This is a genomic window from Kocuria rosea (assembly GCF_023715525.1).
Taxonomy (GTDB): Bacteria; Actinomycetota; Actinomycetes; order Actinomycetales; family Micrococcaceae; genus Kocuria; species Kocuria rosea_A.
On the sequence record NZ_JAMBOG010000003.1, the window covers coordinates 20,873 to 41,751 of the forward strand.

General features: G+C 75.3%; 21 protein-coding genes and 1 riboswitch. Of the genes, 9 read left to right on the forward strand and 12 right to left on the reverse strand.

Annotation, left to right across the window (positions count from 1 at the left end; all coding sequences use genetic code 11):
- Positions 1–6: 6 nt before the first annotated feature.
- Positions 7–139: riboswitch (SAM riboswitch) on the reverse strand.
- A 118-nt stretch (positions 140–257) separates the two neighbouring features.
- Positions 258–710 carry an Lrp/AsnC family transcriptional regulator gene (locus M3185_RS02545; protein ID WP_251332106.1) on the reverse strand — a complete coding sequence of 151 codons (453 nt, stop codon included), beginning with the start codon at positions 708–710 and terminating at the stop codon, positions 258–260.
- Between the two features lie 243 nt (positions 711–953).
- Between M3185_RS02545 and M3185_RS02550 the strand changes: the two genes are divergently transcribed.
- From M3185_RS02550 to M3185_RS02560, 3 genes are read left to right on the forward strand one after another with little or no spacing between them, the layout of a single operon-like run.
- On the forward strand, positions 954–2,129 hold the full coding sequence (locus tag M3185_RS02550) for a thiamine pyrophosphate-dependent enzyme (RefSeq protein WP_251332107.1): 1,176 nt from the start codon (positions 954–956) through the stop codon (positions 2,127–2,129).
- Positions 2,126–3,181, forward strand: coding sequence for an alpha-ketoacid dehydrogenase subunit beta (locus M3185_RS02555; protein ID WP_251332108.1), 1,056 nt, complete (start codon positions 2,126–2,128; stop codon positions 3,179–3,181). Before M3185_RS02550 ends, M3185_RS02555 begins: the two co-directional genes overlap by 4 nt.
- A complete protein-coding gene (locus M3185_RS02560) occupies positions 3,178–4,662 on the forward strand; it encodes a dihydrolipoamide acetyltransferase family protein (protein WP_251332109.1) in 1,485 nt (494 codons plus the stop codon). Before M3185_RS02555 ends, M3185_RS02560 begins: the two co-directional genes overlap by 4 nt.
- 52 nt (positions 4,663–4,714) lie before the next feature.
- On the opposite strand, the gene M3185_RS02565 is transcribed toward M3185_RS02560, so the two are convergent.
- From M3185_RS02565 to M3185_RS02575, 3 genes are all read right to left on the reverse strand, one after another.
- Positions 4,715–4,903, reverse strand: coding sequence for a DUF2188 domain-containing protein (locus tag M3185_RS02565; RefSeq protein WP_251332110.1), 189 nt, complete (start codon positions 4,901–4,903; stop codon positions 4,715–4,717).
- A gap of 10 nt (positions 4,904–4,913) precedes the next feature.
- Positions 4,914–5,075, reverse strand: coding sequence for a hypothetical protein (locus M3185_RS02570; RefSeq protein ID WP_251332111.1), 162 nt, complete (start codon positions 5,073–5,075; stop codon positions 4,914–4,916).
- 192 nt (positions 5,076–5,267) lie between these two features.
- A complete protein-coding gene (locus M3185_RS02575) occupies positions 5,268–6,458 on the reverse strand; it encodes a glycosyltransferase (RefSeq protein ID WP_251332305.1) in 1,191 nt (396 codons plus the stop codon).
- 158 nt (positions 6,459–6,616) lie between these two features.
- Between M3185_RS02575 and M3185_RS02580 the strand changes: the two genes are divergently transcribed.
- Both M3185_RS02580 and M3185_RS02585 read left to right on the forward strand, forming a co-directional pair.
- Positions 6,617–7,483, forward strand: a complete 867-nt coding sequence (locus tag M3185_RS02580) for a UbiA family prenyltransferase (protein ID WP_251332112.1) — start codon at positions 6,617–6,619, stop codon at positions 7,481–7,483.
- Positions 7,480–8,919, forward strand: a complete 1,440-nt coding sequence (locus M3185_RS02585) for a phytoene desaturase family protein (protein WP_251332113.1) — start codon at positions 7,480–7,482, stop codon at positions 8,917–8,919. Before M3185_RS02580 ends, M3185_RS02585 begins: the two co-directional genes overlap by 4 nt.
- Here M3185_RS02585 and M3185_RS02590 read toward each other — a convergent pair.
- From M3185_RS02590 to M3185_RS02615, 5 genes are all read right to left on the reverse strand, one after another.
- On the reverse strand, positions 8,916–10,124 hold the full coding sequence (locus tag M3185_RS02590) for a prenyltransferase (RefSeq protein WP_251332114.1): 1,209 nt from the start codon (positions 10,122–10,124) through the stop codon (positions 8,916–8,918). The two genes, M3185_RS02585 and M3185_RS02590, sit on opposite strands and share 4 nt — an antisense overlap.
- Positions 10,121–10,477, reverse strand: a complete 357-nt coding sequence (locus M3185_RS02595) for a lycopene cyclase domain-containing protein (protein WP_251332115.1) — start codon at positions 10,475–10,477, stop codon at positions 10,121–10,123. Before M3185_RS02595 ends, M3185_RS02590 begins: the two co-directional genes overlap by 4 nt.
- Positions 10,474–12,960: a phytoene desaturase family protein gene (crtI, locus tag M3185_RS17300; RefSeq protein WP_308222170.1), complete on the reverse strand. Its 2,487-nt coding sequence runs from the start codon at positions 12,958–12,960 to the stop codon at positions 10,474–10,476. Before crtI ends, M3185_RS02595 begins: the two co-directional genes overlap by 4 nt.
- A complete protein-coding gene (locus M3185_RS02610) occupies positions 12,957–13,973 on the reverse strand; it encodes a polyprenyl synthetase family protein (protein WP_251332116.1) in 1,017 nt (338 codons plus the stop codon). Before M3185_RS02610 ends, crtI begins: the two co-directional genes overlap by 4 nt.
- A 148-nt stretch (positions 13,974–14,121) precedes the next feature.
- Positions 14,122–14,712, reverse strand: a complete 591-nt coding sequence (locus M3185_RS02615) for a MarR family winged helix-turn-helix transcriptional regulator (RefSeq protein WP_251332117.1) — start codon at positions 14,710–14,712, stop codon at positions 14,122–14,124.
- A 39-nt stretch (positions 14,713–14,751) separates the two neighbouring features.
- Between M3185_RS02615 and M3185_RS02620 the strand changes: the two genes are divergently transcribed.
- Positions 14,752–15,555 carry a glycosyltransferase family A protein gene (locus M3185_RS02620; protein ID WP_251332118.1) on the forward strand — a complete coding sequence of 268 codons (804 nt, stop codon included), beginning with the start codon at positions 14,752–14,754 and terminating at the stop codon, positions 15,553–15,555.
- Positions 15,552–16,136 carry a hypothetical protein gene (locus M3185_RS02625; RefSeq protein WP_251332119.1) on the forward strand — a complete coding sequence of 195 codons (585 nt, stop codon included), beginning with the start codon at positions 15,552–15,554 and terminating at the stop codon, positions 16,134–16,136. The genes M3185_RS02620 and M3185_RS02625 overlap by 4 nt, the downstream gene beginning before the upstream one ends.
- A 28-nt stretch (positions 16,137–16,164) precedes the next feature.
- Here the strand turns inward: M3185_RS02625 and M3185_RS02630 are convergent, their stop codons facing one another.
- The 3 genes from M3185_RS02630 to M3185_RS02640 all read right to left on the reverse strand — a co-directional run bounded on the left by M3185_RS02630 (position 16,165) and on the right by M3185_RS02640 (position 18,895).
- The gene (locus tag M3185_RS02630) at positions 16,165–17,799 is read right to left on the reverse strand and encodes a S8 family serine peptidase (protein WP_251332120.1); all 1,635 of its coding nucleotides are present in this window, start codon (positions 17,797–17,799) and stop codon (positions 16,165–16,167) included.
- 138 nt (positions 17,800–17,937) lie between these two features.
- Positions 17,938–18,366 (reverse strand): DoxX family protein, encoded by a 429-nt coding sequence (locus tag M3185_RS02635; protein WP_251332121.1) that lies wholly within the window; start codon positions 18,364–18,366, stop codon positions 17,938–17,940.
- A 1-nt stretch (position 18,367) separates the two neighbouring features.
- Positions 18,368–18,895 carry a DUF2087 domain-containing protein gene (locus M3185_RS02640; protein WP_251332122.1) on the reverse strand — a complete coding sequence of 176 codons (528 nt, stop codon included), beginning with the start codon at positions 18,893–18,895 and terminating at the stop codon, positions 18,368–18,370.
- A gap of 116 nt (positions 18,896–19,011) precedes the next feature.
- Here M3185_RS02640 and M3185_RS02645 point away from each other — a divergent pair, with 116 nt between their 5' ends.
- Together M3185_RS02645 and M3185_RS02650 are read left to right on the forward strand one after the other, a co-directional pair.
- Positions 19,012–19,623 (forward strand): malonic semialdehyde reductase, encoded by a 612-nt coding sequence (locus M3185_RS02645; protein ID WP_251332123.1) that lies wholly within the window; start codon positions 19,012–19,014, stop codon positions 19,621–19,623.
- Between the two features lie 77 nt (positions 19,624–19,700).
- Positions 19,701–20,876 carry a type III polyketide synthase gene (locus M3185_RS02650; RefSeq protein ID WP_251332124.1) on the forward strand — a complete coding sequence of 392 codons (1,176 nt, stop codon included), beginning with the start codon at positions 19,701–19,703 and terminating at the stop codon, positions 20,874–20,876.
- Positions 20,877–20,879 lie beyond the last annotated feature (3 nt).

The window sequence follows — 20,879 nt, forward strand, 5'->3', positions numbered from 1 at the left end:
TCCTCGCACTTGCTCTTACCCGCATCGGTCACCGGCGGTGCCACCACCGGGATGCGGGCCGCTTCCTCATCCGAACCACCCAATGAGCATGGGGTTGGTGCGCGACCAAGTCGGAGCTTGGCGGTCACGTCTCGTGAAGCTGGGACAACACTATGCGCAGAGGTAATCGGCGTCGTTCCGTGACGGAAGATGACGAACATGACGCACGCCGCCGTCATGTTCCGTCCCGTCCCCGCCCCTCCTCCCCGCGGGGCGGGTCAGGACCGCGTGTCGACGTCCTCGAAGATCAGGAACGTCTGGGTGTCGACGACGCCGGGCAGCTGCTGGATCTGCTCGAAGATGACCTGGCGCAGGTGCACGGTGTCCACGGCGCGCACGAGCAGCATGACGTCGAAGTTCCCGCCCACCAGGGCGATGTGGTGCACGTCCGGGATCGCCCGCAGCTGCCCGCACAGCTCCCGCCAGGTGTTCTGCTGCAGCTTGAGCGTCACGTAGGCCGAGGCCTGCAGCCCGGCCCGCACCGGGTCGATCACGGCGCTGAAGCGCAGGATCACCCCCTCCTCCCGGAGCCGGTTGATCCGGGCGTAGGCGTGGGCCCGGGACACGTGCACGGCGGCGGCCACCGCGGTCACCGACTGTCGGCAGTCGCGGGAGAGCTCCGCGAGGATCTTGCGGTCGGTCTCGTCCAGCGGCACGGGGGTCGAGGGCACGGGAGCTCCTGGGTGGATCGGGGCGGCCGTGGCCGCCTTGAGGTGTCGGACGAATCCGTGTGTTACACCTCACATTAGTCGATTTCGTCCACGCTGATCGGGCTTCTGCGACCACTCTTCTGCACTTCCCCCGGAACCTGGATACGAACGTTCGCGGTTTCCCATACTTGGCGGACAGAACACCTCCAGCCTTTCCGCCTCCCCGGGCCGCAGCCGGTCCGGGGGACCACCGAGGGGGAACCCATGAGCCAGACCGTCGAGAACGCGGAGAACCCGATCCTGCGGGCGTGCCGGAGCTTCGGCATCACCCCGGAGCAGTACATGCTCCCCGCGCGCGGCGAGATCCGGATGGTGGACTCCGGCGGCCGCCTGCGGCCGCCGGAGGAGCAGGGCACGGGGCCCGGCCACGAGTACCCGCTGCCGCCCCGGGACGTCCTGCTGTCCGCCTACGAGAAGCTCGTGGTGGGCCGCCGGGTCAACGACCAGAACTCGGCCCTGGTGCGCCAGGGCCGGATGGCGGTCTACCCGTCCAGCCACGGCCAGGAGGCCTGCCAGGTCGCGGCGGCACTGTGCCTGGCGGAGGGCGACTGGCTGTTCCCGACCTACCGGGACACCGTGGCCGTGATGACCCGGGGCGTGGACCCCCTGCAGGTCATGTCGATCTTCCGCGGCGAGTGGCACGGCGGCTACGACCCGTACGAGCGCCGGGTGGGCATCCAGGCCACGCCGCTGACCACCCAGCTGCTGCACGCGGTGGGCGTGGCCCACGCGGCGAAGCTGCGCGGCGAGGACACCGTGGTCCTGGCCATGTGCGGCGACGGCGCCACGAGCGAGGGGGACTTCCACGAGGCCCTCAACTTCGCGGCCGTGTTCAAGCTGCCGGTCGTGTTCTTCGTGCAGAACAACGGCTATGCGATCTCCGTGCCCCTGTCCCAGCAGTCCGCCGCGCCGACCCTCGCCCACAAGGCGGTCGGCTACGGGATGGCCGGCGAGCGCGTGGACGGCAACGACCTCGTGGCCCTGCTCGCGACCCTGGGCCGGGCCGTCGACCTCGCCCGCACCGAGTCCGAGCCCCTGCTCGTGGAGGCCCACACCTACCGTATGCAGGCGCACACCAACGCCGACGACGCCACGCGCTACCGCGACGACGCCGAGGTCCAGGAGTGGATCGCGAAGGACCCCGTGACCCGGATGCGCGCGTGGCTGCGCGGCGAGGGCCTGCTCGACGACGCGGCCGAGGCGCGCATCGCCGCCGCCGCCGAGGACGTCGCCGCGGCCCTGCGGGACGGCATGAACGCCGAGGTGAGCGTCGACCCGCTGGAGCTCTTCCGCCACGTCTACGTCGAGCGGACCCCGCAGCTGGCCGAGCAGGAACAGCTCCTCGCGGCCGAGCTCGCCCGAGAGGAGACCGACCAGTGAGCACCCTCGAAGCCCCCGCCCCGGCCGCCGAGGTCCCGGCGCAGCGGCCCGTGACCTTCGCCCAGGCGCTCAACTGCGCACTGGCCGACGCGCTGGCCGCCGACGACGCCGTCGTCGTCTTCGGCGAGGACGTCGGCACCCTCGGCGGCGTCTTCCGCATCACCGACGGGCTGACCCGGCGCTTCGGCCGCACCCGGTGCTTCGACACCCCGCTGGCGGAGTCCGGGATCGCCGGGATGGCCGTGGGCATGGCGATGAACCGGATGCGCCCGGTGATCGAGATGCAGTTCGACGCGTTCGCCTACCCGGCGTTCGAGCAGATCGCCTCCCACCTCGCGAAGATGCACAACCGCACCCGCGGCGCCGTGCGCCTGCCCGTCGTCGTCCGCATCCCCTACGCCGGCGGCATCGGCGGCGTGGAGCACCACTGCGACTCCTCCGAGGCCTACTACGCCCACACCCCGGGGCTGAAGGTCTTCACCCCGGCCACCGTCGAGGACGCCTATCTGATGCTGCGCGAGGCCATCGACTCGGACGACCCGGTCGTGTTCTTCGAGCCCAAGAAGCTCTACTGGTCCAAGGCGCCGGTGGACCTGGCCGAGCTCAAGGAGCGCTACGAGCACCGGGCGCCGGAACGGCGGGAGGGCCGCGCCGTCGTGGCCCGCACCGGGGAGGACGCGACCATCCTCACCTACGGGCCCTCCGTGCCGACCGCCCTCGCCGCCGCCGCGACCGCCGCGGCCGAGGGGCGCTCGCTGGAGGTCGTGGACCTGCGCAGCATCGTGCCCTTCGACGACGAGACCGTGGCGGCGTCGGTGCGCAAGACCGGCCGCGTGGTCGTCGTCGCCGAGGCCCCGGGCTTCGCGTCCGTGGCGGCCGAGATCGTGGCCCGCGTCCAGGAGCGCTGCTTCCACTCGCTGGCCGCGCCCGTGCGCCGCGTGACGGGCTTCGACATCCCCTACCCCGCTCCCAAGCTCGAGGAGCACTACCTGCCGAGCGTCGACCGCATCCTCGACGCCGTGGACGACCTGCAGTGGGAGGACCGGCCATGACCGTGAAGACGTTCGCCCTGCCCGATCTCGGCGAGGGCCTGACCGAGGCCGAGCTCGTCACCTGGCTCGTGCGGGTGGGCGACACCGTCGCCGTGGACCAGCCGATCGCCGAGGTGGAGACCGCCAAGTCCGCCGTGGAGGTGCCCTGCCCCTTCGCCGGGACCGTGCAGCAGCTGCACGGCACCTCCGGGCAGACCATCGACGTGGGCGCGCCGCTGATCTCGGTGGACACCGCCGCCGACGGCGGCACGCCCGCACCGCAGGGCGGGGGGCCCCGCGGCGGGCAGTCCTACCGCGAGGAGGAGCGCGCGGGGGCGGATCCCGCGACGGCCGCCGAGGCCGGGACCGTGGCCGCGGGCTCCGCCGGCGGCGCGGCCGGGGAGGGCGGGTCCGGCAACGTGCTCATCGGCTACGGCACCCCCGCCGGCGGGTCCGGCGGACGCCGCCGGCGGCCCCGGCAGTCGTCCTCCGTCCCGGCCGCCGCCCCGGCAGCCGCCCCGGCAGCCGAGGCCGCCCGCGACGCCATGGCCTCGGCCCCGCGCCTGGCCCCGACCGTCATCTCCCCGATCGTGCGCAAGCTCGCCAAGGACCTCCGGCTCGACATCAGCACCGTGCGCGGCTCCGGGCCCGGGGGGCTGGTCCTGCGCCGGGACGTGGTGGCCGCGAGCACGGCCGCCGCCGCGGGGACGCCCGCGGCGCCGTCCTCGCCCGCGCCCGGGACCGCCGTGCCCGGGACCGCCGCGGGCACTGCTGCCGTGGACGCGCGCACCGGGCTGGGCGTCGCCGAGCGGGTGCCCGTGAGCGGGGTGCGCAAGGCCGTCGCCCAGGCCATGACCCGCTCGCGCACCGAGATCCCCGAGGCCACCGTCTGGGTCGACGTGGACGCCACACGGCTCGTGGAGCTGCGCGCCGCGCTCAAGGCCCAGGACCCCGCGACCGCGCCGGGGCTGATGGCCCTGGTCGGCCGGTTCGTGCTGGCCGGCCTCGCGCGCTACCCGGAGCTGGCCACGCGCCTGGAGACCCGCGAGGACGGCGGCCAGGAGATCGTGCGCTTCGACGGCGTCAACCTCGGCTTCGCCGCCCAGACGGACCGCGGGCTCGTGGTGCCCAGCATCCGGGGCGCCCACCGGCTGAGCGCGCGGGGGCTGGACGCCGAGCTGCGGCGGCTCACCGAGCTCGCGCGGGCGGGCAGGGCCTCCCCGGCCGAGCTGTCCGGGTCCACGTTCACCCTCAACAACTACGGGGTGTTCGGCACGGACGGCGCCGCGGCGATCATCAACCACCCGGAGGTCGCGATCCTCGGGATCGGGCGGATCATCGACCGCCCCTGGGTGGTGGACGGGCAGCTCGCGGTGCGCAAGGTCACCCAGCTCTCCCTCGCGTTCGACCACCGGGTGTGCGACGGCGGGACCGCCGGCGGGTTCCTGCGCATGGTGGCCGATGCGGTCGAGGACCCGGTGTCGGTGCTGGCGGACCTGTAGCGGCCCGCGGCCGCCCGGGTCCCCGGCCGGTGTTCGCCGTCGCCGGCCGGGCTCAGCGGGCCGGGGCGTCGGCGGGGCCCAGGAGGATCCTGCCGCCGGTGTCCCGGGTGATGTTCCACGCCCACTGGAGCGCGCCGGCCCGGGTGCTGGCGCGGAGGCCGGTCCACCGGGAGCCCGGGGTCCGCACCTCCCACCCGCCGTGGGGACTGGGGATCACGAGGCGGTCGGCGGACGTCGACATGGCCGGCACCTCAGTCGGTCTCCGGGCCGGAGCAGTACGGGCAGTCCTGCTCGACCTGGGCCCACCCGTGCTGCCGGCCCGCGGGGAGGCGGGACGGGTGCGTGCGGTCCGCGGTGCGCTCCGCGCGCACCGGGGCCGGCGCGGAGGGGCGGGGACGAAGATCGACGGTCATGGTGGTGTCCTCCGGGGAAGGTGGGGGCCGGCCGGTGATCGTCCGGTCCCCCCAGTATGAGACAGATCACCTGTGAGGAAAATCAATGATCCTCGACGATAACTCGTTAGTAGATCCGTTCTCTTCCGTGCGCCCGGGAGGGAGTCCGGACGGCGCGCCGGGAAACGCCCCGGAAGCGGGGGAGGACCGGTCTCAGAGAGCGGTGAGGACGTCGAGGGAGGTCCGCAGCCCCTCCTCCTCCCGGACCGCGCGTCCCAGGCGCCCCGCGCGGTCCCCGCGGGCGAGCGCCTGGCCGAGGGCGGGGACCAGCGTGTCCACCGCCAGCTTCCGGTAGGGGACCGGGGCCGCGGCGATCCCGAGCCGGTGGAGCTGCCGGCCCCAGAACGGCTGGTCGGCGAGAAAGGGCACCACCACGGACGGCACACCGGCGCGGGCCACCGCGTGCACGGTTCCGGCCCCGCCGTGGTGGACCGCCACGGCGGCGCCCGGGAGCAGGGCCCCCAGCGGCGCGGACGGCACGACCAGCACGTCGTCGCCGCCGCTGTCCTCCGGCAGGGCCAGCCCGCCCCACCCCGTGAGCAGTAGGGCCCGCAGACCGTGGGCGCGCGCGCTCTCGACGACCGCCCTCCCCCGCGCGTGCGCGTCCCCGGCCGACATGGAGCCGAAGGTCGCCACCAGGTACGGTCCGCCGCGCACGAACCTTGCCGCGGCGGGGTCCACCGGTGCGTCCGCGCCCGCCGCGTGCCAGGCGCCGGTCAGGTGCACCTTGGCCGGCCAGTCGGCAGGCCTGGGCAGCAGCTGCGGGCTGACCCCCATCAGCGTGGCCCGGGACCTCGAGGAGGGCGACGGCGCCCGGCCGCCGGGCAGCTGCCGGCACGCGTGCTCCACGCCGGCGCGGAACAGCACGGTGCCGCTGCGGGGGACCGCGTAGGTCGCCCGGTTGAACCGGCCGAGGTCCGAGGCGACCGTGGGCCCGCCGGGTGCGGAGAACTCCCGTGTGGGCGTCGCCACGGGGACGAACTCGGCCAGCACGCGGGGGACGCCGAGGGAGTCCGCCACGGCCGGTGCGGTGAGGACCAGCGGGTGGTGCAGCACCACGTCCGGGTCGAACGCCAGCGTCTCCCGCACCGCGGCGGAGAACATCTCGCGCATCCCGGGACCGACCTCGGAGCGGAAGTGGCGCACCGCCGTCCGCGGCGAGCGCCCGGGCACGCGCATCAGCCGGTGGAAGTCCACGCCGAGGCCCACGGTGTCGAGCCCGGCGAGGTCCACGCCGGAGTTCTCCGGCAGGCCCAGCCGGACCCGGTGGCCCCGGGCGGTGGCGTACCGGGCCAGGGCCGCGAACGGCTCCACGTCGCCGCGGGTTCCGGAGGTCAGCAGCATCAGGCGCACCCCCACAGTCTGCCCGTGGCGGGACGCAGCACGGAAGGACCGGCGGCTGGCGCCCGGGCCGGGCTCCGTCGCGCCGCTGCCCGAACCGACGTAGTGTGGGGCGCACCCGGGCTCCCCGGGTCACCTGTCGCCCGAGGAGGACCACCGCTGTGCCCCAGGCAGGACCCGCCCCCGCGCTCCGGAGGATCCTCCACATCTCCCGGCCGGTGCTCTGGATCAACGCCCTGGGCACGGGTGTGGTGGGCATGTGGCTCGCGGGGGCGCTCTGGCGGTGGGAGGCGCTGCCGCTCCTGCTGTGGCTCACCCTCCCGTTCAACCTGCTGATCTACGGCGTCAACGACGTCTTCGACCAGGACACCGACGCCCTCAACCCGCGCAAGGGCTCGCTGGAGGGCGCGCGGATCAGGTCTACCGAGGTGCGCACGATCCGGGCCTGGGTGCTCGTCACCAATGTGCCGTTCCTCGCCTGGTTCGCCGTCTCCCTTCCAGCGGCAGCGCTGGGCTGGATCGCGCTGTACGTCCTGGTCTTCGTGTTCTACTCGGCCCCGCCCGTGCGCCTCAAGGCCCGGGCCTTCCTCGACTCGCTGAGCAACGCCGCCTATGCGTTCCCCCTGGTCTTCGTGGCCTACGCGCTGGGAGAGACCCCGGTGTGGCCCGCGGCGCTGGGCCTGATGGCCTGGAGCGTCGCCAAGCACGCGTTCGACGCCGTCCAGGACATCGAGGAGGACCGCGCCGCGGCCATCACGACGACGGCCGTCCGGCTGGGCCCGGGCGGCGTCGCACGGTGGAGCGGTGCCTGGTGGGGCGTCTCCACGCTGTGCTTCGCGCTGGTCAGCATCCCGGTGGCCCTGGTGAACGCGCTCATCGCCGGGTGGCTCGTCGTCTGCCTGGGGCGGGACCCGACGCCGGACACCGGGCACCGGCTGTACAGGCACTCCATCGCCTTCCCCTACGTCGCCGGCGCCGTGGCCGGGGTGCAGCTGACGCTCGCGCTGTACTTCGGGCTGTACCCGTGAGCCGCGTCGTCGTCGTGGGCGGGGGCATCGGCGGGCTGACGGCGGCCGCCCTGCTCGGTCACGCCGGCCACGGCGTGACCCTGCTCGAGGCCGCCGACCACCTCGGCGGCAAGAGCCGCCGCCTGGAGGACGCCGGGCAGCGCATGGACACCGGGCCGTCGCTGTTCACGTTCCCGGGCGTGTGGGAGGAGTTCCTCCGCCGCCTGGACGGGCTGCGCGCGGCGGGCACGCCCGGCCCCGCGCCGCGTGCGCCGAGCGCCGAGGAGACCGCGGGGCTCGTGCTGGAGCGCCTCCCGGGCGTCGGCACGTACTACTACCGCGGCACCCGGTGCGAACTGCCCGTTCCGCCGGGGCATCCCTGGCACGCGGCCTGGGTCCGCTTCGAGGCCGAGCACGGCGGGCTGGGTCCCGACGTCACGCGGCTCCTGACCGCCGGGCCGCTGGAGAGGCGGTCCCACTCCGCGCTGGCGAAGCTGGGGCGGCTGTACGGGCGGCGGCTGACGACCCGCAGCTACCTCGACAGCCTCACCTGGATGCCGGACGGCCTGCGCGAGGTCATCGCCATCCACACCCTCAACGCCGGCGTCGGCCCTGCGCGCACTCCGGCCCTCTACGCGAGCATGCCCGCCGTCATGGCCCGCGACGGCGTCTGGGTCCCCAGGGGCGGGGTGTACGAGCTCGTCGAGGCCCTGCAGCGGCTGGCGGTGGGCGCCGGGGTCGAGATCCGCACCGGCGAACCGGCCACCGCCATCGCCCGCCGCCGCGTGGTCACGGACCGGGGCACCTACCCGGCCGACGCCGTCGTCAGCGGGCTCGACGCCCACCGCCTCGACGGCCTGCTCGCGGGACGGGCTCCCCGGCGGCCGCGCAGGCTCAGCTGCTCGGCGATCGCGATCTACGCCGTGCTGCGCTCCGAGCTGCCCGCCGGGACGCCCCGGCACGGCGTCGTCCTGCCCGACCGTCCCGCCGAGCTCTACGCCGGCCTCGAAGCCGGCACCGAGCCCGCGCAGACCATGGCCTTCGCGAACTACTACCCGGCCCACGGGGTCTACCCGAACAGCGCCCCCACGCTCGCCCTGCTGCTGACCGCACCGGCCAACGGGAGGTCGTACGACCTCGAGGACCCGTTCGTCGCGCGCGAGCTCGAGCGCGTGGCGCAGGTCCTCGGGCTGCCGGGCCCCGTCACGGACCGGTTCCGCAGCGCGAGGATCCTGGATCCGGCCTACTTCGCCGCGCACGGGTCGGAGGGCGGGGCCCTGTACGGCGCGGTGCGTCCGTCGTGGCGCAGCGGCCCGCTCCACGCGCCGTCCCACACGAGCCTGCGCCGGCCGTGGCTGTGGCGGGTGGGGGCCTCCGTCCATCCGGGCGGCGGCCTGCCCGCGGTGCTGGGCGGCGCCATGATCTCCACGGACAAGCTGATCAAGCACCTGCGCTAGGGCCCGGGGGCGGCACCGCCCGATCCGTGCTCGAGGATCCAGGCCCAGTTCAGCAGCAGCGTCACGAGAGCGCCGGTCACGTAGTTCAGCCACAGGAACCGCCTCCACCCCCGGTGGGCGCGCTCGCAGTCGGCGTCCGTGACGGACAGGTACGGCACGAGGTTGGCCAGGTAGGGCAGCACCAGGAGGGACGCCACCGGCCCGGGCCAGGGGACGAACAGCAGGAGCAGCCCGGCGGCGAGGTAGAACGCCGCGGCGGCCCACACCGTGGGGCGGGCGCCCAGGACCGTGGCGATCGACCCCAGTCCGGCCTCCCGGTCCGCCCTGACGTCCTGGACGGCGCCGAACGCCTGGGAGGCCATGGACCACAGGAAGAACCCGGCGCACAGGGCGACGGTGCCCGCCGAGCCGTCCGCCCCGGCGAGCACGAGGCCGTAGACGGCCGGGGACACGAAGTGCGTGGCGGAGGTCGCCGAGTCCAGGAACGGGACCTCCTTGAACCGCAGGCCCTTGAGGCTGTAGGCCGCCACCGCGAAGAGGCTGACCACGAGCACCCACGCCGCGGCGGCCCCGCCGACCGGGAACAGGAACGCCAGGAACGGCAGGGCGAGCAGCACGGAGCCCACGAGGATCATCCGGTGCTCGGAACGGTCCACGAGCGCGCCCTCGGCCCCGCCCTTGCGGGGGTTGAGGAGGTCGGACTCGTGGTCGAAGACGTCGTTGATCCCGTACATCAGGAGGTTGTAGGGGAAGAGGAAGAACAGGGTCCCGACGACGAGGGGCAGGTCCAGCCGGCCGGTCGTCATGACGTAGGCCGCCGCGAACGGGAAGGCGGTGTTGACCCAGGAGACGGGCCGGGACGTGGCCACGAGCGTGCGCACCGTGGCGGCGAGCCGTCCGCGCTCGGCCAGCCCCCACCACAGCGAGGGCAGCAGGAGCAGCCCCGCGAGCGGGTAGGCGAAGTCCTCGACCGGCACGAGGCCGACCCGCAGCCCCGTGATGTGCCCGGCCCCGTAGTCGAAGAACCCGGCGGCGATCATGAGGTTGTCGAACACCGCCGTCAGCACGGCGAGCACCGCGAAGGAGAGGCCGAGCACGGCCAGGGCCCGGCGCCGCGGGGGCGCCGGGGAAGGCTCACGGACCAGCAGGGTGGCCGGTGCCAGGGCGAGCGCGAGGAACACCGGGATGATGAGCGCGTAGGTCACGGGGCGTCCACCTCCCGGCGGGGGGGACCGGCCGCGGCGGAACGCCGCGCCAGCACCTTCTCGGTCAGCCGGACCAGGTTCATGGTGAGGTAGCACAGGAACGCCAGGAACACGACCTCCTCGACCGGTATCTGCGGGGCGAGCATCCAGCCGGTCGCGTAGCTGCTCCGGCTGTGCAGGAAGATCCCCAGGCTGATCCCGGCGAGGTCCCAGGCGAGGAAGAACGCCACCCCCGCGAGGAGCACGAGGGACGCCCGGCGGGGGTCGTGGGCGAAGAACAGCTTCTCCCGCACGTCCAGGAGCACCATCCCGGCCAGGCTGAGCAGGAGGAAGCCGAGGTACGCGAAGCTCATCCGCGCGGCACCGGTGGTTCCGCCAGGGGCCCGGTGGAGGTGTCCCCGCGCAGGTCCTTGAGCAGGATCTCCGCGCTGATCAGGCACATGGGGAGGCCGATCCCGGGGATGGTCGAGGCACCGCAGTAGTGCAGGCCGGCGACCTTCCGGCTGCGGTTGGACCCGCGGAAGAACGCGGACTGCCTCAGGACGTGGGCGGGGCCGAGCACGTTGCCGCGCCAGGCGTTGAAGTCGCGACGGAAGTCCTCGGGCCCCACGGTGTGGCGCACGACGATCCGCTCCCGCAGGTCCGGCACGCCCGCCCACGACGCCACCTGGTCGATCACCCGGTCCGCGACGGCCTCGACGGCCGGGGAGCCGGTGCCGTCGGGCCCGCCTGCGCCCAGCGACGGATCGGCGGGGACGGGGATCAGGACGAACAGGTTCTCGTGCCCGTCCGGGGCCACACTGGGGTCGGTGGCCGAGGGCTTGCACACGTAGACGGACGCGGGGTCCGGGACGCTCGTGGGCTCCTCGAAGATCGCCCGGAAGTTCGTGTCCCAGTCCTCGCTGAAGAACAGGGTGTGGTGCGGGAGCCGGGGCAGCTCACCGCGCACCCCGAGCATCACGAGCACCGCGCCCGGGCCGGACTGCCGCTTGTCCCAGTACCGCTGCGGATAGCTCTGCAGCTCGCGCGGGAGCAGCGCCGTCTCGGTGTGGTGCAGGTCCGCGGCCGAGACCACGACGTCCGCGGCGAGCTCGTGCTCCGCCCCGTCCGCGTCCCGCCACACGACACCGGTGGCCCGGACCGGGCCGTCGGGGGCCGGGGAGGTGCGGATCCGCACGACGTCGGCCTCCGTCCGGATCCGCGCGCCGTGGGAGAGGGCGAGCCGTTCGACGGACTCGACGACCCGGCGGAACCCGCCGCGCGGGTACTGCACGGAGTCGGCGAGGTCCATGTGGCTCATGAGGTGGTAGAGCGAGGGCGTCATCCGGGGCGCACTGGCCAGGAAGACGGCCGGATAGCCGAGCACCTGCCGCAGCCGGGTGTCCTGGACCGTCGCGGCGGCGAGATCGTGCAGGGACCCGGTGAGGTGGCGGGCGAGCTCCGGCAGCCGCCGCAGGACCGCCCGGGTGAGCAGCGGGGCGAACGAGGCGTAGGACGTGTAGAGGAAGTGGTCCACGGCGAGGTCGTAGGTCCGCTGCGCCGAGGCGAGGTACGTGCGGATCCGGGCGCCGGCGCCCGGCTCCACGGCCTCGAACTGCGCGACCGTGTGCTCGAGGTCGGAGCGGACGTCGAGCGGCTCGGCGTAGTTCTCGCCGTACACCCGGTAGGCCGGGTCGAGCCGGACGAGGTCGAGCTCGTGGGCGGCGCTGGAGCCCATGAGGCGGAAGAAGTGGTCGAAGACCTCCGGCATGAGGTACCAGGAGGGCCCGGTGTCGAAGCGGAAGCCGTCCCGCTCGAGCCGCCCGGCGCGCCCACCCGTCGTCGTCCCGCGCTCCAGGACGGTGACGTCCCAGCCGTCCTTCGCGAGCAGGCCCGCGGCGGCCAGGCCGCCGATCCCGGCGCCGACCACCACGGCGCGCCGGCCCGCGGGCCCGGGGGCCCGGCGACGGGCGCGCGCCTTCGCGACGGCCGCCGCGGCGAGCGCGGCCTTGCGGGGGTTGGGGACGCGGATGCGGGAGCTCAGCAGCTCCCGGGCGGGGGTGGCTCGGATGCGCACGGACAGCTCCCGGAACAGGTCGTGGGCGGCGAGGACGGCCGCGCGGGAGGAGGAGGGCAGGCCGCCGATCACCGCGCGGGCGGCGGAGAGGTCGGCGTCGATGTCGTCGAGGAGGCGGTTCTTCTCGGTCTCGGAGAACTGCCCGGGCTCCACGCCGGGGAAGTACACGCGGCCGAGCTCGCCGTAGTCCTCGGCGAGGTCGCGCAGGAAGTTGACCTTCTGGAACGCCGCGCCCAGGCGGCGCGCCCCGGCCTCGAGCTCCGCCCGCCGGGCGTCGGGGACGCTGCGCCCGGCCAGGAATACCTGCAGGCACATCAGCCCCACGACCTCGGCGGAGCCGTAGACGTACTCGTCGAGGGAGTCGGCGCTGTGCCGGTCCTCGCTGAGGTCGGCCCGCATCGACGCGAAGAACGGCCGGACGAGGTCCTCGCCGATCCCGGCGTGGCGGGCGGTGCGGGCGAAGGCGTGCACCACGAGGTTGCTGCTGAACCCGCGCCCGATCGCGGCGAAGGTCTCGGCCTCGAGGGAGTCCAGCAGCTCACGGGATCCGTCCGGGGAGATCCCGGCACCGGCGCTGGCGCCGTCGACGATCTCGTCGGCGATCCGCACGAGGGCGTAGACGGCATAGACGTGGGCGCGGATCTCCGGGCCCAGCAGCCGGCAGGCGAGGCCGAAGGAGGTGGAGTAGCGGCGGATGACGGTCGCGGCGGCCTGCCGGGCGGCGTCGTCGTAGCGGGCGGCGGCCTCGGCCGGGGACCCTGCGTGCTGGGCCGCGGTCACCGGATGCGCTCCGTGGCCCCGCCCACGATGCGGCGCAGGTCCCGTTCGAGGGCCTCGGGCAGCACCGCGCCGTCGAGCAGGGCCCGGGCCTCGGCCGCGCACTCGGCGACCATGTCCTCGACCTCCTGGCGCGCCCCGCACTGCTCCAGGAGGTCCCGGGCGCGCAGGGCCTGCTCCCCGCTGATCTCGTGGCGGCCCAGGATCGCGTCGAGCTCCTCGCCCGCGGACGTCCGCTGCGCCGCGGCGACGAGCATGGTGCGCTTGCCCTCCCGCAGGTCGCTGACCACGGACTTGCCCGTGGTTTCCGGGTCCCCGAAGACCCCGAGCAGGTCGTCCACCAGCTGGTAGGCGGTGCCCACGGTGCGGCCCAGCCGCCCGAGCACCTCGACGTCCCCGTCCGGGGCCCCGCCGAGCACCCCGCCGGCCTGCAGGGGGGTCTCGAAGGAGTAGACCGCGGTCTTCAGGCACGTGGCCGCGAGCACCTGCTCGCGGCCGGGCCGAGCCCCGGGCAGCGTGTGGTCGACGTCGAGCAGCTCCCCCGCGGCGGAGGAGAAGAGGGCCGCGTCGAGCAGGTCGAGGAGGCGGGGCAGCCGGTCGGGGGACAGCCCCGAACGGGCCACGAGCCGGTAGGCGCCGGCCAGGGCGAGGTCCCCGGCGATGACGCCCACGCTCGCGCCGTACTGGCGCGCCTGGTCGCGCCCGGAGCCCGCCGCGGACGCACGGGAGGCCGCGGCGGCGTTGATGGTGGGCTGGTGGCGGCGCTGGTCGTCCTGGTCGATGACGTCGTCGTGGACGATGAGGGCGGTGTGCAGCAGCTCGAACGCGGCTCCCACGGCCTCGACCACGCGCTCCGGCTCCGGCTCGGGATAGGCGCCGGCCACGAGGCGGACGAGCTGGGGCCGGATGCGCTTGCCGCCGGAGCTGAGCCGGGCGACCTCCCCCCACAGCCGCCCGAACCCGGGGTCCACCGCCTCGGCGCGGCCGGTGGCCTCCGCGAGGAACTCGTCCAGCACGGGGACCTCGGCGGAGCCCTTTCCACCGTCCCTCCCGGCACGTGTCCCGGTGCCCGGACGGGCGCTGGAGAATGCCGAATCGCGCGAGAAGACCGTCACCATGTCCCCATTCCACCACAGTCCTTCGAAAACCGAACCAATTTCCCCGTCACGCCGCGCTCGGAGCCGGTCCGGCCTCCGCCCGGGCCCCCTCCTCCGGCGATGTGTCCTCGGCCGCCCTCCGGCCCGCCCGGCGGACGGCCTCCGTGAGCTGGGGCAGACGCCGCCGCAGGACCTCGACCTCCTCGTCCGTGCAGTCGTCGAGCACGGCCAGGACCTCTTCGGTCATGGCCGAGAACATCCGACGGCCGGAGCGGTAGGCGTGCTCGGTGGCCCGGAGGCTGATCTCCCGCCGGTCGTGCGGATCGACCGCCCGCACCAGGTGGCCCGCGGCGACGAGGCGCTTGATGACCGTCGTGGTCGCCGAACCGCTCAGCACGAGCCGGCGGGCGATGTCCCCGGCGCGGACCGGCCGGCCCTCCCGGTTGGCCTGCATGACCTCGTTGAGCGCGTGGACGTCCTTGTGCGCCAGGCCGAAGCGGCGCCGGACCTGGTCCGCGTAGCGCTCGGCCTCGGTGCTGAAGAGCTGGAGCAGGAAGAGGACGTCGAAGCCCCTCCGCCCCCGGTGCGCGCTTGCCTCCGCACCCCTGTCCGGCACCGCGGCGCCGGGCGTGCTGATCGTGCCCTCGTCGGCCTGCATGTCCCGATTCTAGGGTGCGGGCGCGGGAGAATGGGGCCCATGACCGACAGCGAAGATGAGACCGTCCCGGCCCTCCCGCCCCCGGGGGGCCCCGGCACCCCGGCCGTGTCCGTGGTGGTGCCGGCCCGTGACGACGCCGCCCACCTGGCGCGGTGTCTGCGGCTGCTCGCGGCGCAGACCCGTCCGCCGGACGAGGTCGTGGTCGTGGACAACGCCTCGAGCGACGCCACCGCCGAGGTCGCCCGGGCCGCCGGGGCCCGGGTGGTGTTCGAGCCCGTGCGGGGCATCCCCCAGGCGGCGGCCGCGGGCTACGACGCCGCCCGGGGGGACGTCGTGGTGCGCTGCGACGCCGACAGCGCCCCCGGCCCCGAGTGGATCGCGGGTCTGCTCGCAGCGCTGGACCACCGTGCGGACGCGGTCGCCGTGGCCGGCCCGGGGCGCTTCTACGGCCTTCCCCCCGGGCTCGGCGGGCTGCTGTCCGCCCTGTACATGGGCCTGTACGTGCTCACCACGGCCGCGGCGCTGGCCCACCCGCCCCTGTTCGGCACCAACATGGCGATGCGCCGGGACTGGTGGCTCGAGGTCCGCAACCGGGTCCACCGGTACGACCCGGAGCTGCACGACGACCTCGACCTCAGCTTCCGCCTGGGCCCGGGGTGCCGCATCCTCTTCCGTCCCGGCCTGTCGGTGGGCATGTCCCCGCGGGCGCTGCGGGGAGGGCGCCCCGCCGTCCGGCGGCTGGGACGCGCGTTCCGGACCATCCGGCTCAACTGGGCCGAGGAACGCCCGTGGGAGCGCTGGCGGGCACGCCTGGGCCGCCGGGCCGGCCGGTGCCGGCCGTGAGGGGGATCGTGCTCGCGGTGCGGTGGGCCGGCCCGCTCTCCGCGCTGCTCACCGCCGTGTTCTTCGACGTCGCGGGCGCCGCCGTGATGATGCTGGTGTGCCTCGGCATCACGATCACGTGGCGGGCCCGGCTGCCGAGGGCCCTGGAGCTGGCCACCGACCTGCTCCTGCTGCTCGCTGCGTGGAGCTCCGTGTTCCTGCTCTACGAGCGGCTCGCCCACTGGGACCTGGTCGTCCACTTCGCGGCGACCGCCGTGCTGGCCGAGCTCGCGTTCCGCGCCCTGGAGCGCTGGGGCCGGCTCCGCACGCCCGGGCCGGTGACCCATGTCCTGGTGGTCACCGCCCTCGGCACGGCCCTCGCGCTCGTCTGGGAGTACGTCGAGTTCGCGGGCTACGCGATCGTCGACCCGCGCGTCCAGGTGGGCTACACGGACACCATGGGAGATCTCGCCGCCGGCAACGCGGGCTCCCTGGTGGCCGGGATCCTCGGCGCCTGGGCCCGGCTCAGGGCGGAGGCCCCGGCCGCGGGCCGCTCGGGACTCCACGCGCACGACGACGGCGCCGCCCACCCCGCGGGGTGAGCGGCGCCGTCGGGCGGGAGCCGGCGGGTCAGCCGGCGGAGGCGACCGTCCACCACTGCGCGGGCAGGGCGCCGGGGATCCAGCGGGCCTCCTGGCCGGAGGAGCGCACGATCCAGCCGGTCTCGAACTCCTGGAAGCACGGGCTGCCGCCGAGGGCGCACAGCTCGCGGGAGACCGGCTTGCCGGTGCTGGCGCCGATCCGGCCGTGGAGTCGGCCGATGACGTCGCGGGTGGTGAACGGATCGCCGCCCTGCGCCGCGATCACGGCCGAGACCGGGTCCACGATGCCCGCGCCGCAGCCGGGCGCGCAGCCGCCGGGGGCCTGGCGGGCCGTGGTGGTCAGCGCCGCGCGGACGCCGTTCGCGTCCAGGCCCGGCGCGGCCTGGCGGACCAGCGCCACGGCGCCGGCCACGGCCGGCGCCGCCATGGACGTGCCGTTGCCGTCTGTGTACGAGGCCGCCCCCGGCTCCTTGGCCCCGTCGTTGCCCGTGGAGTGGATGCCTGCCCACGGGTCGCCGCCGGGGGCCGCGACCGTCACCGAGCCGAAGTTGGAGTAGGAGGCCAGGGCGCCGGAGACGTCCGTGGCAGCGACCGAGATCACCCCGGCGCAGTTGGCCGGCGCGGACCGGGCGGCGTCGACGGCGTTGTTGCCGGCGGCCACGACCACGGAGACCCCCCGGCCGACGGCCTCGTCGATGGCCGACTGGAGCACCGGCGGGCACTGCCCCACGACGCCGAGGCTGAGGTTGATGACGGTGGCGGGCGTCGGGTTGGCGGGCGCGCCGGGCACCGCGGCGCCGGCGGCCCAGGCCACGCCCGCGGCGACGTCGGAGATGTAGCCCTGGCTGCAGGCGCCCACGACGCGCACCGGGAGGATCTTCGCCGCGGGGGCGACCCCGGAGATGCCGATCCCGTTGCCGCCCTCGGCCGCCGCGATGCCCGCGGTCTGCGTGCCGTGCCAGGTCGAGGTCGCCGGCATGGGGCTGTTCGGGCACAGCACCGCGTCGGGGTGGTCGCCCGCGTCCGTGGGGTCGGCGTCCCACCCGTTCCCGTCGCGGCCGTTCGGGGCCGCGGAGACGAAGTCGTAGCCGGGCAGGACGTTGGCGTCCAGGTCGGGGTGGGCGGTGATGCCCGTGTCCACGATCGCGATGGTCTGCCCGGCGCCGGTGGCCCGGTCCCACGCCAGGGGCATGCCGAGGCCGGCGGGGTCGTCCCACAGGCTCCACTGCCGGGCGCGGTACGAGGGGTCGTCGGGCTCGGCGGCCGTGGTGGCCAGGAGGTCCGGCTCGGCGTACTCGACGGCGGGGTCCTGCTCGAGGGCGGTGGTCAGCGCCTCGAGGTCCGCGCCCGCCAGCTTCTCCTCGGTCCGCAGGACGGTGGCCCCGCCGGCGGTGGGCGCGGCCTCCGCGAGCTGCGCCCCGGCCGTGCTGGAGCGTGCGGCGGCCTGGCCGTACACCGCCCCCGGGGAGCCGCCCGGGGCCGCCCCGTCCCGGAACTTCACGACGACGCGGTCCGTGGCCGCGCTCCCGGCGGACGCGGCGGCGGTCTCGGGGGCGGGGGCCGGGGCGGTCTGCCCGGGGTCCGCCCCCGCGACGGCGAGCGGGGCGAGCGCGAGGGCCGCCGCGAGGGCGAGGGCCGCGGCGGTGCTGCGGGTGGACGTCAAGGGTTCCTCCGGCCGGTCGGGCGGGAGCGAGCAGTGCAGCACGCGGTCCTGCCCCCCGGGGACCGGAGGGCGGGCCGGTCCCCTGCGCGCAGGCCCGGAAGCGCCTGCAGGAAAGGAGCCCCCACTCCTGTGCACTGCTCAGCGTAGGAACGGGGCCTGCGTGTTACCGAATGCGAAGCCTCCCGGTGGGACGGGGGCGCGGGCGATCCGGACCGCCACCGCGATCAGCGGCAGCTGCAGCGGCAGGCGCCCCCAGGCCACGGCCTTCCGGGCGGGCGACGCGCGGCGGGCGCGCCACGCCATGGTGAGGTTGCCCGGCCACACGGCCACGAACAGCGCGGCCGCCGCCCAGCCGCCCGCCCGCCGGGTGCGCGGGTGCAGCAGCAGCGCCCCGACACCGAGCTCCACGATCCCCGAGCCCAGGGTCCACGCCCGGGGCGGGCCGGGCAGGACGCGGGGGATCAGGCCGTCGAACGGCCGGGGGAACAGCAGGTGCAGGGCGCCGGTCCCCAGGAGCGCGGCCCCCGTGCGCACGGCGGCCCCCGGGTGCTGCGCGGCCCCGGCCACGTCAGCTCCGCACCGCGCGGTAGCGGGAGCCGTCGGCGGAGCGCTCGGCCAGGCCCGCGTCCACGAGGTGGCGCCGCAGCATCGCCACGTCGTCGTGCAGGACGACGAGCCGGTCGTTGACCCGCTCCTCCGTCAGGGTCTCGTCCCCGCGGAAGACGCGGTCCCGCACCCACTCCAGCAGCTGCACCCGGTCGGCCGGGCCGGCCGGCATCTGCACGACCCGCCCCTGGTCCAGGAACCGGTCCGGCCCGGCGGTGCGGCGCGGCGCGGCGCCCTCGGCGAGCGCCCGCCGGAACGCGGCGGGGTCCACGGCGCAGCGGCCCTCGTGCTCCACGACCACACCGAGGCGGATCCAGGACTGCAGGGCGCGCCGCTCGCGGGCGGGCCACGCCTCGGCGCCCACCACCGGGACACCCCCCAGCGCGACCCGGGCGAACACGGCCCGGGAGGCGTCGTTGGCCAGCGCGGCGAGCAGCGGCTTCCAGTCGGCGGCGGGGCTCACCGGGGCGTTCGCGTCGTCGGCGTGCATGGCGCCAGCGTACGTCGCCGGGAACGTGGCGAACACCACGTCGGGCACGGAATGGACCGGGGCACCGCGTTCGTTGGCATGTACAGATCCACATCCTTGAATCCGAAAGGACCGACATGGCCCCCGACGCCCTGCAGGACCAGCTCGCCCTCGACGCCGCCACCGCGGACCTCCTCTTCCGCGAGGCGCGCACCGCCACCGAGTTCCTCGACGAGCCCGTGGACGACGCCCAGCTGCGGGCCGTGCACGAGCTGGCCAAGATGGGCCCCACGGCCATGAACATCCAGCCCCTGCGCGTCACCTGGGTCCGCTCCCCCGAGGCCCGGGAGCGGCTCGTGCAGCACATGGCGGAGGGCAACAAGGCCAAGGTCGCCGCCGCCCCCGCCGTCGCCGTGCTGAGCTACGACGTCGACTGGCACGAGCAGCTCCCGGTGCTCTTCCCGCCGGCCGCGGGCAACCAGCAGGTGTTCGCCGCCAACGAGGAGCTGCGCGCGCAGATGGGCCGGGACAACGCCCACCTGCAGGCTGGGTACTTCGTCCTGGCCGTGCGCGCGGCGGGCCTGGCCGCCGGGCCCATGGGCGGGTTCGACCCGGCCGGCGTGGACGCGCAGTTCCACGCCGGCACGAACCGCCGCTCGGTGCTGGTCGTGGCCGTCGGCCGGCCCGCCGCCCCGCGGCACGAGCGCCTCCCCCGGCTGGACTTCGACGCCGTGACCACCGTCGTCTGAGCCGCGCCGGGCCCGTGCCGCGGCGCGGCGCGGGCCCGGCGTGGCTTTCACGCCCGCGGAGCCGGATACTGGGTGGGATGACCCCCGCACTCCTGTCCCTCGGCACGGCGGTCCCCCCGCACGTCCTCGAGCAGACCGCGGCCCGGGACCTGTACCTGGGCCAGCCCGGCACGGACCGGCTCACCGAGCGCCTCGTCCGCACCGTGTTCGGGGCCTCGGGGGTGGGCCGCCGGCACACCGTGCTGCGCGAGCTGGTCGACGACGGCGCCCGCACGGCCTCCCCCTACATCGGCCCGGGCGGGCAGATCCTCAACCCGCTCACGGGCGTCCGCAACCGCACCTACGTGAGCGAGGCCCCCCGCCTCTTCGCGGCCGCCGCCCGCGACGCCCTCGCCGGCTGCCCCGGGCTCGACCCGGCGGGGATCACCGACGTGATCACCGTCTCCTGCACCGGCTTCTTCGCCCCCGGCCCCGACTACCAGCTCGTGCGGGACCTGGGCCTGAACCCGGCCACCCGCCGGTCCCACATCGGGTTCATGGGCTGCCACGGAGCGCTCATCGGGCTGCGCCAGGCCCGCGCGATCGCGCAGGCGGACCCGGAGGCCGTCGTGCTGCTGGTCGCGGCCGAGCTGTGCAGCCTGCACCTGCGCCCGGCCCGGGACGCCGACGCCATCCGCGGGGCCGCCCTCTTCGCCGACGGCGCCGCGGCCGCCGTCGTCAGCTCGCGGCGGCCCGGCGGCGCGGAGCCGCTGCTCGGGCTCGACCGCTTCAGCACCCTCGTGATCCCCGACGGCGAGCACGACATGGCCTGGACCATCGGTGACGAGGGCTTCGAGATGGTCCTCGGCGCGGCCGTGCCGAAGGTCATCGAGGGCAACATCCACACGGCCGTCGACGCGCTCCTCGGGGGGCCCGGGGGCGCGGTGCCCCGAGGAGCGATCACCGACTGGGCCGTCCACCCCGGCGGGCGCAGCATCCTGGACAAGCTCGAGAACGCCCTCGGCCTGTCCCCGGAGGCGCTGCGGGAGTCGCGCGACGTGCTCGCCGCCCGTGGCAACATGAGCAGCGTGACCGTCCTGCACGTGCTGCGCCAGGTGATCGACGCCGCCCCCGCCGACGAGCCGCGGACGGTGTGCGCGCTCGCGTTCGGGCCGGGCCTGACCGTGGAGTCGGCGCTGTTCAGCATCCCGGTCCGGGCCGCCGGAGCGCCCGGACCGCGGCTCGAGCCGGCCGCAGCCCCCCTGTCCCGCTAGGAG

Coding starts and splice junctions, on each gene's coding strand:
- M3185_RS02550 (WP_251332107.1), top strand. CDS start 954: ATGAGCCAGACCGTCGAGAACGCGGAGAACCCGATCCTGCGGGCGTGC.
- M3185_RS02560 (WP_251332109.1), top strand. CDS start 3,178: ATGACCGTGAAGACGTTCGCCCTGCCCGATCTCGGCGAGGGCCTGACC.
- M3185_RS02565 (WP_251332110.1), bottom strand. CDS start 4,903: ATGTCGACGTCCGCCGACCGCCTCGTGATCCCCAGTCCCCACGGCGGG.
- M3185_RS02570 (WP_251332111.1), bottom strand. CDS start 5,075: ATGACCGTCGATCTTCGTCCCCGCCCCTCCGCGCCGGCCCCGGTGCGC.
- M3185_RS02575 (WP_251332305.1), bottom strand. CDS start 6,458: ATGCTGCTGACCTCCGGAACCCGCGGCGACGTGGAGCCGTTCGCGGCC.
- M3185_RS02595 (WP_251332115.1), bottom strand. CDS start 10,477: ATGAGCTTCGCGTACCTCGGCTTCCTCCTGCTCAGCCTGGCCGGGATG.
- M3185_RS02615 (WP_251332117.1), bottom strand. CDS start 14,712: ATGCAGGCCGACGAGGGCACGATCAGCACGCCCGGCGCCGCGGTGCCG.
- M3185_RS02620 (WP_251332118.1), top strand. CDS start 14,752: ATGACCGACAGCGAAGATGAGACCGTCCCGGCCCTCCCGCCCCCGGGG.
- M3185_RS02640 (WP_251332122.1), bottom strand. CDS start 18,895: ATGCACGCCGACGACGCGAACGCCCCGGTGAGCCCCGCCGCCGACTGG.
- M3185_RS02645 (WP_251332123.1), top strand. CDS start 19,012: ATGGCCCCCGACGCCCTGCAGGACCAGCTCGCCCTCGACGCCGCCACC.
- M3185_RS02650 (WP_251332124.1), top strand. CDS start 19,701: ATGACCCCCGCACTCCTGTCCCTCGGCACGGCGGTCCCCCCGCACGTC.